7 protein-coding genes and 1 tRNA gene are annotated in these 12,035 nt (G+C 61.9%); 7 read left to right on the top strand and 1 reads right to left on the bottom strand.

The features are described 5' to 3' along the window. Window positions 1-69 precede the first annotated feature (69 nt). Complete coding sequence (hpnC, locus tag ACODS0_RS23805; RefSeq protein ID WP_488837559.1) at window positions 70-1,005, bottom strand: squalene synthase HpnC; 936 nt, start codon at window positions 1,003-1,005, stop codon at window positions 70-72. Window positions 1,006-1,212: 207 nt separating this feature from the next. On the opposite strand from hpnC, the gene ACODS0_RS23800 reads away from it, so the two are divergent. The 7 genes from ACODS0_RS23800 to lon all read left to right on the top strand — a co-directional run bounded on the left by ACODS0_RS23800 (window position 1,213) and on the right by lon (window position 11,897). Further along, the gene (locus tag ACODS0_RS23800; RefSeq protein WP_370449711.1) at window positions 1,213-2,421 is read left to right on the top strand and encodes an efflux RND transporter periplasmic adaptor subunit; all 1,209 of its coding nucleotides are present in this window, start codon (window positions 1,213-1,215) and stop codon (window positions 2,419-2,421) included. An 8-nt stretch (window positions 2,422-2,429) separates the two neighbouring features. Beyond that, window positions 2,430-5,612, top strand: a complete 3,183-nt coding sequence (locus tag ACODS0_RS23795) for an efflux RND transporter permease subunit (protein WP_121419598.1) — start codon at window positions 2,430-2,432, stop codon at window positions 5,610-5,612. 94 nt (window positions 5,613-5,706) lie between these two features. After that, window positions 5,707-5,793, top strand: a tRNA-Leu gene (locus ACODS0_RS23790). A 75-nt stretch (window positions 5,794-5,868) separates the two neighbouring features. Next, window positions 5,869-7,182 carry a trigger factor gene (tig, locus tag ACODS0_RS23785; RefSeq protein WP_055399519.1) on the top strand — a complete coding sequence of 438 codons (1,314 nt, stop codon included), beginning with the start codon at window positions 5,869-5,871 and terminating at the stop codon, window positions 7,180-7,182. Window positions 7,183-7,309: 127 nt separating this feature from the next. Continuing rightward, entirely contained in the window at window positions 7,310-7,918 is a 609-nt protein-coding gene (gene clpP / locus ACODS0_RS23780; RefSeq protein ID WP_055399521.1) for an ATP-dependent Clp endopeptidase proteolytic subunit ClpP, read from the top strand. Window positions 7,919-8,020: 102 nt separating this feature from the next. Next, window positions 8,021-9,286 (top strand): ATP-dependent Clp protease ATP-binding subunit ClpX, encoded by a 1,266-nt coding sequence (gene clpX, locus ACODS0_RS23775; protein ID WP_010460566.1) that lies wholly within the window; start codon window positions 8,021-8,023, stop codon window positions 9,284-9,286. Window positions 9,287-9,464: 178 nt separating this feature from the next. Beyond that, window positions 9,465-11,897, top strand: a complete 2,433-nt coding sequence (gene lon, locus ACODS0_RS23770; RefSeq protein ID WP_488837555.1) for an endopeptidase La — start codon at window positions 9,465-9,467, stop codon at window positions 11,895-11,897. Window positions 11,898-12,035 lie beyond the last annotated feature (138 nt).

Genomic DNA, 12,035 nt, shown 5'->3' with positions numbered 1-12,035 from the left:
CAATTTGGCTTGTAATTTTGGCCAAGAAACATGCCGATGTCAGCGCGCCTTGTGGCCCATGAATCTTTCTTACATCACCAGCGCGCGGCCCAGCATCACGCACCAATCCCACGCATGCAGGCGTGGACGGGTGTGCAGGCTGCCGCCTTTGAGGGCGTCCACCTTGTCCAGAATGCGCAGGCCGCCTTGCACCACCAGGCGCAGCTCCCACCCGGCGCGGCCGGGCAGACGGTGCACCAAGGGGGCGCCTATTTGCATGCTGGCGCGGGCCCAGCGGGCGCAGTCGGAGATGAGGCGCACGTTCTCGGGGGTACTTCTGAGTGCCAGCAGCTCGGCCTGGCAGGCGCCATGAACGGCGCAGTCGGCGCGGGGCAGGTAGTGGCGCCCTCGGGGGATGTCCACGGAGAGGTCCTGCCAGAAGTTGATGAGCTGCAGCGCGGTGCAGATGGCATCGCTTTCTTGCAGCGCCTGGGCGTCTGTTACGCCGTACAGGTGCAGCAGCAGCCGGCCCACGGGGTTGGCGGAGCGGCGGCAGTAGTCCAGCAGCTCGGCGCGGTCGGCATAGCCCTCGGCATCACGGGTTTTTTCAACATCCTGGGCAAAGGCGCTGAGCAGGTCTTCCAGCAGTGGTACGGGCAGCTGGTGGCTATGCAGCACCGCTTGCAGCGGCAAGAACACGCTGGCCCAGCGGGGCGAGGGCGGCTGGCCCTGGGCGACGGCCATCAGGTCAGCATGGTAGGCGGCCAGGTCGGCCAGGCGGTCTGCAGCCAGGGCGTCGCCCTCATCCGCAATGTCGTCGGCGGTGCGCGCAAAGCCGTAGATGGCGGCTATGGGCTGGCGCAGGTGCGGTGGGCACAGCACCGATGCGACCGGGAAGTTCTCGTAGTGCGTGACAGGAGCGGCCAGGGCGGCAGACGCATGGTGTGGAGCAGTCTGGAGCGGCTGTGGCGCGGAAGTTGCAGCGGACGCCACTTCAAGCTGGGGAGGGGGGGATCGGTCGTTCACACCCTGGATTGTCGCTTGACAATGCCAAGGGCTTCTCATAGATTACTAACCGGTCAGTCAGTAATCAAAAAACCAATTCAATCAGGGACAAGGAGGCTGGCCGGTAACTGTTACCGCAGTTCCGTTTTCAGCGCAGGCATTCGTGCCTGCGTTTTGCGTGCAGCCCCTGCAACTCCTTGTAGCCCTTCTCTATTCACCGGATTTCCCATGCGCACATCCTCCGCTTCGCGGCCTTTTCAACGGCACTGCCGGACCTTGCTGATGGTGGCCGCCGCTGCTTTGCTGGCCGCCTGTTCCCGCCCCGCGCCGCCCGAAGAGCCGGTGCGCTCCGTCAAGTTGCTGACGGTGGGGGTGGGTGCGCTGCAATCCAGCCTGGAGTATTCGGGTGAGGTGCGGGCCCGCGTGGAGTCGCGCTTGGGGTTCCGCGTGGCGGGCAAGATCGTGCAGCGCCAGGCCGAACTGGGCCAGCGTGTGCGGGCCGGACAGGTGCTGGCCCAGCTGGACCCCAAGGATTACCAACTGGCCACCGACGCCGCGCGCGCACAGTTGGCATCGGCCACCACGCAGCGTGATCTGGCCGCTGCCGACTACAAGCGCTACCAAGCCCTGAAGGACCAGAACTTCATCAGCGGCGCCGAGCTGGAGCGCCGCGACGCGACGCTGAAAGCCGCCCAGGCCACGCTGGACCAGGCCCGCGCGCAGCTGTCATCGCAAGGCAACCAGGCGGCCTACACCACGCTGGTGGCCGACGTGGCGGGCGTTGTCACTGGCATTGACGCCGAGCCTGGCCAGGTGGTGTCGGCCGGGACGCCTGTGGTGCGCATTGCGCAGGATGGCCCCCGCGATGTGGTGTTTGCGGTGCCGGAGGACAAGGTGGGGCTGATCACCCCAGGCTCAGAAGTGGCGGTGCGCGGCTGGTCCGGTGGCGCCAACCTGACGGGCCGCGTGCGCGAAGTGGCCGCCAGTGCCGACGCCGCCACGCGCACTTACCAAGTCAAGGTGGCCATCGACGGTGCCGATGCGCCTGCCCTGGGCTCCACCGTGTATGTCACGCCCAAGGCGCTCAGCCATGCGGGCATTCCGGCTATCAAGCTGCCCACCAGTGCGCTGCGCCAGGAGGGGCAGTCCACGGCGGTGTGGGTGTATGACGCGGCCAGCAGCACGGTGAAGTCGCAGGTGGTGCAGATTGCCACGGCCGATGGCAACGAGGCCGTGGTGGCTGCGGGTCTAGCCCCCGGCATGCAGGTGGTGGCCACGGGGGTGCATGTGCTCTCGCCTGGGCAGAAAGTGCTGATTTATCAGCCAAAAACGGCCTCAGCGCCCGCCAGTAAAGCGCAGACAGCTACCAATCCAGTAGCAATGCCTGCCGCGCCTGCTGCCACAGCAGCGGCACCCGCAGCTTCCACAGCCAACTGAGGCCGGCCATGACGCAAGTACAACCCAAAGAGGGGTTCAACCTCTCCAAGTGGGCGCTCGACCATCCCGCCCTCACGCGCTACCTGATGGTGGTGCTGATGCTGCTGGGCTTTGCCGCCTACTTCCAGCTAGGGCAGGACGAAGATCCGCCCTTCACCTTCCGTGCCATGGTGGTGCGTACCTACTGGCCCGGCGCCACGGCGCAGCAGGTGGCCGAGCAGGTCACTGACAAGATCGAGCGCACGCTGCAAGAGGTGCCCTACGCGGACAAGATCCGCAGTTATTCGAAGCCCGGCGAGTCGCAGATCATCTTTCAGATCAAGGATTCGTCCAAGGCCAGCGAGGTGGCCAACGTCTGGTACAGCGTGCGCAAGAAGGTGGGCGACATGCGCTACACCTTGCCGCAGGGCATCCAGGGCCCGTTCTTCAACGACGACTTTGGCGATGTGTATGGCGTGATCTACGCGCTGGAGTCCGAGGGCTTCAGCTACGCCGAACTCAAGCAGTTTGCCGATGACGCACGCCAGCAGCTGCTGCGTGTGCCCGATGTCGCCAAGGTTGAGCTGTTTGGCGTGCAAGACGAAAAACTGTTCATCGAAATCTCGCAAAAACGCCTGTCGCAACTGGGCCTGGACATGAACCAGGTGCTGGCCCAGCTGGGCCAGCAAAACGCCGTGGAGAGCGCCGGAGCTATTCAGACCCCGCAAGACCAGGTGCAGGTGCGGGTGCAGGGTCAGTTCAACGCGATTGAAGACCTGCGCGCCATGCCGATCCGTGGCCCATCGGGCGCACAACTGCGCCTGGGCGATATCGCCGAGGTCAAGCGCGGCTATGTGGACCCGGCCACCGTGAAGGTGCGTCACCAGGGGCAGGAAGTGATTGCGCTGGGCGTCTCCATGGCCAAGGGCGGCGACATCATTGCGCTGGGCAAGGCGCTGCATGCCGCCACCGACCGCATTGGCGGCACGCTGCCAGCGGGGGTGAAGCTCGTCAACGTGCAAGATCAGCCCAAGGCGGTGGCCACCTCGGTGAACGAATTCGTCAAGGTGCTGATCGAGGCCGTGGTCATCGTGCTTGCGGTGAGCTTCATCGCGCTGGGCCTGCACAAGCGCCCCGGCAAGAACCCGCTGTGGAAGCGCTGGTACATCGATCCGCGCCCAGGGCTGGTGGTGGGCATCACCATTCCGCTGGTGCTTGCCGTGACCTTCTTGGCCATGTGGTACTGGGGCATCGGCCTGCACAAGATATCGCTGGGCTCGCTCATCATCGCACTGGGCCTGCTGGTGGATGACGCGATCATTGCGGTCGAAATGATGGTTCTCAAGCTTGAAGAAGGCTACGACAAGGTGCGTGCCGCTACCTTTGCCTACGAGATCACGGCCATGCCGATGCTGACGGGCACGCTGATCACGGCGGCGGGCTTTTTGCCCATCGGCCTGGCCAAGTCCACTACGGGCGAATACACCTTCGCCATTTTTGCGGTCACCGTGATCGCGCTGGTGCTCAGCTGGTTCGTGTCGGTGTACTTTGTGCCGTACCTGGGCACGCTGCTGCTCAAGGTGCCGCCGCATGTGCTGGCTGCCCAGGCCAACAAGGGCATCACCGACGATCCACACGAAGTGTTTGACAGCCCGTTCTACCGCACCTTCCGCCGCCTGGTGGACTGGTGTGTGTTGCACCGCTGGATCACCATTGGCGCCACGGTACTGACCTTTGCGCTGGGCATTGTGGGCATGGGCAAGGTGCAGCAGCAGTTCTTCCCCGATTCGAGCCGGCCTGAAATTCTGGTGGACATCTGGTTCCCCGAGGGCACCTCATTTGCAGGCAATGAAGAAGTGACCAAACGTGTGGAGCAGCGCTTGCTCTCTGAGCCTGGCGTCAGTTCTGTCAGCACCTGGGTCGGTTCCGGCGTGCCGCGTTTCTATTTGCCGCTGGATCAGGTGTTTCCCCAGAGCAACGTGTCGCAGTTCATCGTTCTGCCCCAGGATCTGAAGGTGCGTGAGTCCCTGCGCGTGAAGTTGCCTGCGCTGCTGGCTGAGGAGTTCCCGGAGGTGCGTGGTCGCGTCAAGCTGCTGCCCAATGGACCACCAGTGCCTTACCCAGTGCAGTTCCGCGTGGTGGGGCCTGATCCGCTGGTGCTGCGTGAGCGCGCCGATGAAGTGAAAGCCCAGCTGCGCAAGAACCCGGACATGCGCGGTGTGAATGACAACTGGAACGAGTCTGTGAAGGTGCTGCGTCTGGAAGTGGACCAGGCCAAGGCGCGCGCTCTGGGTGTCACCAGCCAGTCGATTGCCCAGGCGTCCAAGACTATCCTGTCGGGTACGCAGGTGGGCCAGTACCGCGAGGGTGACAAGCTCATCGACATTCTGCTGCGCCAGCCGCTGGACGAGCGCAACGCCATCACCGACATCGCCAACGCCTACCTGCCCACGGCCTCGGGCAAGTCGATCCCGCTCACGCAGATCGCAAAGCCGGTCTTCACCTGGGAGCCCGGTGTGATGTGGCGCGAGAACCGCGACTACGCCATCACCGTGCAGGGGGATGTGACTGAGGGGCTGCAGGGGGCCACGGTGACGGCGGCGCTGTTGCCTGCTCTCAAAGATATTGAGGCGAAGTGGCGTGCTGCCGGGCAGACCGGCTACCGCATCGAAGTGGCGGGTGCTGTGGAGGAAAGCTCCAAGGGCTCGGCGTCGATTGCAGCCGGCATTCCGGTCATGTTGTTCATCACCTTCACGCTGCTCATGCTGCAACTGCACAGCTTCAGCCGCGCGATGCTGGTGTTCCTGACCGGGCCGCTGGGCCTGGCAGGGGTGGCTGCGGCGCTGATTCTGCTCAACCGTCCGTTCGGCTTCGTGGCGTTGCTGGGGGTGATTGCACTCATGGGCATGATCCAGCGCAACTCGGTGATCCTGATCGACCAGATCGAACAGGACCGAGCGCGGGGCGTGCCTGCGTGGGATGCGATTGTTGAATCGGCAGTGCGCCGCCTGCGTCCTATCGTGCTGACGGCTGCGGCTGCGGTGCTGGCCATGATCCCGCTGTCACGCAGCGTGTTCTGGGGCCCGATGGCCGTGGCCATCATGGGCGGACTGGTGGTGGCCACCGTGCTGACGCTGCTGGCGCTGCCCGCGATGTATGCCGCGTGGTTCCGTGTGAAAAGGCCTGCGCCGGAGGTCCTTGGAGGGGTTTGATTCCCACCCTGCCCGCATCAGGGTAAAATAGAAGGTTGACCGATTTCACACAGGCGGCAGCTGAGGTTGCCGCCTGTTTGTTTGTTGTAGAACCGCGCGGGTGGCGAAATTGGTAGACGCACCAGGTTTAGGTCCTGACGCCAGCAATGGTGTGGGGGTTCGAGTCCCCCCCCGCGCACCACCCATGTGAGACTTTGCGGAACACGGCGCTGCTGCGCTGCAGCCAGCACGATCCACATTCATAAGAGGAATAGCCATGGCCGTTACTGTTGAAACCCTTGAGAAGCTCGAGCGCAAGATTACGCTGAGCGTGCCCGTCACCCTGATCCAGTCCGAAGTCGACACGCGCCTCAAGCGCCTGGCCCGCACGGTCAAGATGGACGGTTTCCGTCCCGGCAAGGTGCCCATGAACGTGGTGGCCCAGCGTTACGGCTACTCGGTGCAGTACGAAGTGCTGAACGACAAGGTGGGTGAAGCCTTTGCCGTGGCAGCCAACGAAGCCAACCTGCGTGTTGCTGGCCAGCCCCGCATCACCGAAAAGGAAGGCGCTCCTGAAGGCCAGGTCACTTTCGATGCCATTTTCGAAGTGTTCCCAGAAGTCAAGATTGCCGATCTGTCTGATGCCGAAGTCGAAAAGCTGTCGGCTGAAGTGACGGACGCCGCCATCGACAAGACCATCGACATCCTGCGCAAGCAGCGCCGCAGCTTCGCCCAGCGCGCCATGGATGCTGCTGCTCAAGACGGCGACCGCGTGACGGTCGATTTCGAAGGCAAGATCGATGGCGAGCCGTTTGAAGGCGGCAAGGCCGAAGACTTCCAGTTCCTGGTGGGCGAAGGCCAGATGCTCAAGGAGTTCGAAGACGCCGTGCGTGGCATGAAGTCTGGCGAAAGCAAGACCTTCCCCCTGGCATTCCCTGCGGAGTACCACGGCAAGGATGTGGCTGGCAAGACCGCTGACTTCCTGGTGACCATCAAGAAGATCGAAGCTGCCCACCTGCCCGAAGTGAATGATGCCCTGGCCAAGTCGCTCGGTATTGCCGATGGCTCCGTGGAAGGCCTGCGCGCCGACATCAAGAAGAACCTGGAGCGTGAAGTCAAGTTCCGTCTGCTGGCCCGCAACAAGCAAGCCGTGATGGACGCCCTGGTGGCCAAGGCTGAGCTGGACCTGCCCAACTCCAGCGTGCAAGCTGAAATCGCCCGCCTGCTGGAAGGTGCCCGCGCTGAACTCAAGCAACGCGGCATCAAGGACGCCGACAAGGCCGAGATCCCTGAAGACGTGTTCCGCCCCCAGGCTGAGCGCCGCGTGCGCCTGGGCCTGGTGCTGGCCGAGCTGGTGCGTGCCAATGAGCTGCAGGCCAAGCCCGAACAGCTCAAGGCCCACATCGATGAGCTGGCTGCCAGCTACGAGAAGCCCGAAGACGTGGTGCGCTGGTACTTCGGCGACCGCCAGCGCCTGGCGGAAGTCGAAGCCGTTGTGATCGAAAACAACGTGACCGAGTTTGTGCTGTCCAAGGCCAAGGTGGTCGAGAAGGCCGTGTCGTTTGACGAACTGATGGCCCAGCAAGGCTGATAGGCTGTCGACTGGGCGGCTTGTTATCGAATTGCCCGGTTGTTGCCGTTACATACAGGGGCTTGTGCTTTCGTGCACAAGCCCCAATTCATTTCTGGGTACAGTACCTGCTTGTCTGGAGAAAAACATGAGCGCATTGGAAACACAAGGCCTGGGCATGGTTCCCATGGTCATCGAGCAGTCGGGCCGTGGCGAACGGTCCTACGACATCTACTCGCGCCTGCTCAAGGAGCGCGTGATTTTTCTGGTGGGTCCGGTCAACGACCAGACCGCCAACCTGGTGGTGGCTCAGCTGCTGTTCCTGGAGAGTGAAAACCCCGACAAAGACATTTCGTTCTACATCAACTCCCCAGGTGGCTCGGTAAGCGCCGGCATGGCGATCTTTGACACCATGAACTTCATCAAGCCTGATGTCTCGACCCTGTGCACCGGCATGGCCGCCAGCATGGGCGCCTTCCTGCTGGCCGCAGGAGCCAAGGGCAAGCGTTTTGCGCTGCCCAACTCCAAGGTCATGATCCACCAGCCTCTGGGCGGCATGCAGGGCCAGGCAACCGAGATTGAGATCCACGCCCGCGAAATCCTCAAGACCCGCGAGCAGCTCAACAAGATCCTTGCCGAGCGCACGGGCCAGCCGCTGGAAAAGATCCAGCGCGACACCGAGCGTGACTATTTCCTGTCGGCTGATGAGTCCAAGGAATACGGTTTGGTCGATCAGGTGATCAGCAAGCGCTCCTGATAGCCAGAGGGTCAAACAGCGGCGTTTTCCTTTGGGGAAGACGCCGTTTTTTATTTGGTTATCATCCCGACAACTTTCCGTAACAAGCAAGGCATTGCCCCCATGGCCGAGAAAAAAGGCTCTTCCAGCGAAAAAACCCTTTACTGCTCTTTCTGCGGCAAAAGCCAGCATGAAGTGAAGAAGCTGATCGCCGGTCCGTCGGTCTTTATCTGCGACGAGTGCATTGACCTGTGCAACGAGATCATTCGCGATGAGCTCCCGGCTGGCGACCTGGCGCGCGAAGGCCGCAGTGACCTGCCCACCCCCGTAGAGATCAAGACCAACCTCGACAACTATGTGATTGGTCAGGACGTGGCCAAGCGCACGCTGGCGGTGGCGGTGTACAACCACTACAAGCGCCTGCGCCACAAGGACAAGGCCCACAAAGACGATGTGGAGCTGTCCAAGAGCAACATTTTGCTGATTGGGCCCACGGGTTCGGGCAAGACGCTGCTGGCGCAGACCCTGGCGCGCATGCTGGACGTTCCCTTTGTGATGGCCGACGCCACCACGCTGACGGAAGCCGGTTATGTGGGCGAAGATGTGGAGAACATCGTCCAGAAGCTGCTGCAAAGCTGCAACTATGAGGTGGAGCGCGCTCAGCGCGGCATCGTCTACATCGACGAGATCGACAAGATCTCGCGCAAGTCGGACAATCCCAGCATCACGCGTGACGTTTCGGGCGAGGGCGTCCAGCAGGCGCTGCTCAAGCTCATCGAAGGCACGATGGCCAGCGTGCCGCCGCAGGGCGGACGCAAGCACCCGAATCAGGACTTCCTGCAGATCGACACGACCAACATTCTGTTTATCTGTGGCGGTGCGTTTGCGGGACTGGAGAAGGTCATCGAGAACCGCACCGAAGCGTCGGGCATCGGGTTTGGCGCATCGGTCAAGAGCAAGAAGCAGCGTTCGCTAACAGAGGTGTTCACCGAGATCGAACCCGAAGATCTGATCAAGTTCGGCCTGATTCCTGAGCTCGTGGGGCGCATGCCCGTGGTGACGGCTCTGGCTGAACTCAGCGAGGATGCGCTGGTGCAGATCCTGACGGAGCCCAAGAACGCGCTGGTCAAGCAATACAGCAAGCTCCTGGCCATGGAAGGTGTGGACCTCGAAATCCGTCCTGCCGCGCTTAAGGCCATTGCTCGCAAGGCCTTGGCCCGCAAGACCGGAGCCCGCGGCCTGCGCTCAATCCTGGAGCAATCGCTGATTGGCACGATGTTCGACTTGCCCAATACAAGCAACGTTGAAAAAGTGGTGGTGGACGAGTCCACCATCGAAGAAAACAAGCCGCCGCTGCTCGTTTATCGCGAAGCGGCCAAGAAGGCGTGAAGGAGTCTGCGATGCCCGCATGGACACGCCGGAATCCTTCACACCGTCTGAGATGACCGGAGCGGGCGCGTTGGTGTCGCCCATTGAACCATCAACCCTTGTGCCAGCGCGGCTTGCGCGTAAGGGTTGAAAATCCCCACATGTGGACCCATTTCCACAGAGCACTTTGAGGATTTCCATGTCCGGACATACCCCCCTGCCAGCCACCCCTATCGATCTACCGCTGTTGCCTTTGCGTGATGTGGTGGTGTTTCCCCACATGGTCATCCCGCTTTTTGTGGGGCGTCCCAAGAGCATCAAGGCCCTTGAGTTGGCCATGGAGGCCGACCGTCGCATCATGCTGGTAGCACAGAAAGCTGCAGCCAAGGACGAGCCTTCGGTGTCGGACATGTTCGATGTCGGCTGCGTCTCCACCATCCTGCAGATGCTCAAGTTGCCTGACGGCACCGTGAAGGTGCTGGTCGAAGGCCAGCAGCGCGCTCTGGTGACGTCCATCGAGGACGCTGAGACCCATTTCACGGCCACCGTCACGCCGGTAGAAGCCACACCCGAGGCCAACAAGCCCAGCGAGATTGAAGCACTGCGCCGTGCTGTGATGCAGCAGTTTGACCAGTACGTCAAACTCAACAAAAAAATTCCCCCGGAGATCCTCACATCGATCTCCAGCATCGACGATCCAGGCCGTCTGGCCGACACCATCGCCGCGCACCTGCCGCTCAAGCTCGAGAACAAGCAGGTGGTGCTGGACCTGTCGGATGTGAAGGCGCGCCTTGAAAACCTGTTCGAGCAGCTTGACCGCGAGGTGGACATCCTCAACGTGGACAAGAAGATCCGTGGGCGTGTGAAGCGCCAGATGGAGAAGAACCAGCGCGACTTCTACTTGAACGAGCAGGTCAAGGCCATTCAGAAGGAGTTGGGCGAAGGCGACGAAGGCGCGGACATCGAGGAGATCGAGAAAAAGATCAAGCTCGCCAAGATGCCTGCCGAGGCACGCAAGAAGGCTGATGCAGAACTCAAGAAGCTCAAGCTGATGTCGCCCATGTCGGCCGAGGCCACCGTGGTGCGTAACTACATTGACGTGCTCACGGCGCTGCCTTGGAGCAAGAAGACCAAGATCAAGCACGACCTGGTCAATGCCGAAGGCGTGCTCAACGAAGACCACTTTGGCCTGGACAAGGTAAAGGACCGCATCCTTGAATATCTTGCGGTGCAGCAGCGCGTGGACAAGGTGAAGGCTCCCATCCTGTGCCTGGTGGGGCCACCTGGCGTGGGCAAGACCTCGTTGGGGCAATCCATTGCGAAGGCCACGGGCCGCAAGTACGTGCGCATGGCCTTGGGTGGCATGCGCGACGAAGCTGAAATCCGTGGGCACCGCCGCACGTACATCGGCGCGCTGCCTGGCAAGGTGCTGCAGAGCCTGTCGAAGGTGGGCACGCGCAATCCGCTGTTTCTGCTGGACGAAATCGACAAGCTGGGCACGGACTTCCGAGGCGACCCGTCGAGTGCGCTGCTGGAGGTGCTGGACCCCGAGCAGAACCACACCTTTGGCGATCACTACGTCGAAGTGGACTTCGACCTGAGCGACGTGATGTTCGTCGCCACGTCGAACTCGATGAACATTCCGCCGGCCCTGCTCGACCGCATGGAAGTGATCCGCCTGTCGGGTTACACCGAGGACGAGAAGACCAGCATCGCCATGAAGTACTTGCTGCCCAAGCAGCTCAAGAACAATGGCGTGAAGGACGAAGAACTGCTGATCACCGAGCCTGCCGTGCGAGACATGGTGCGCTACTACACGCGGGAAGCCGGCGTGCGTTCGCTGGAGCGCGAGTTGTCCAAGATCTGCCGCAAGGTGGTCAAGGGTCTGCAGCTCAAGAAGCTCGAACCCCAGGTCGTTGTCACCGCCGACAACCTGCCTGACTTCCTGGGCGTGCGCAAATACACCTACGGCCGTGCCGAGGCGCAGAACCAAGTGGGCCAGGTGGTCGGTCTGGCCTGGACCGAGGTGGGCGGCGATCTGCTGACCATTGAAGCCGCCGCCATGCCCGGAAAGGGTGTGATCACGCGCACCGGTTCTTTGGGTGATGTGATGAAGGAGTCGGTGGAGGCTGCCCGCACGGTGGTGCGCAGCCGCTCGCGCATTCTGGGCATCAAGGACGAAGCGTTTGAGAAGCGCGACATCCACATCCATGTGCCAGACGGGGCAACCCCTAAGGATGGTCCGAGTGCGGGCGCTGCGATGACGACGGCGTTTGTTTCGGCCCTCACGGGTATTCCCGTGCGCGGCGATGTTGCCATGACCGGTGAGATCACGTTGCGCGGTGAAGTTACCGCCATTGGTGGCCTCAAGGAAAAGCTGCTGGCGGCTCTGCGCGGCGGCATCAAGACGGTGCTGATCCCCGAAGAGAACGTCAAAGATCTGGCCGAGATTCCGGACAACGTGAAGAGCGGGCTGGAGATCGTGCCTGTGCGCTGGATCGACAAGGTGCTGGAAGTGGCCTTGGAAACCAAGCCTGTGCCCTTGACGGATGAGGAAGTGGCGGTCGTGGCTGCGCCCTCGACGGACAAGGCCGTTGCAGCGCCGTCCGCGACTGATGGCCTGAAACATTGACGCAAATTTTTTTGAGAACCCCAAAAAATGCGCTACAATTCATTCCATCGCAGCAAACGTTGTACAATGTGAGGCTTCGGTAAAATGCGGGAATAGCTCAGTTGGTAGAGCGCAACCTTGCCAAGGTTGAGGTCGAGA

Source organism: Acidovorax sp. FG60, from assembly GCF_057808995.1.
This window is presented reverse-complemented; position numbering and strand designations above follow the sequence as displayed.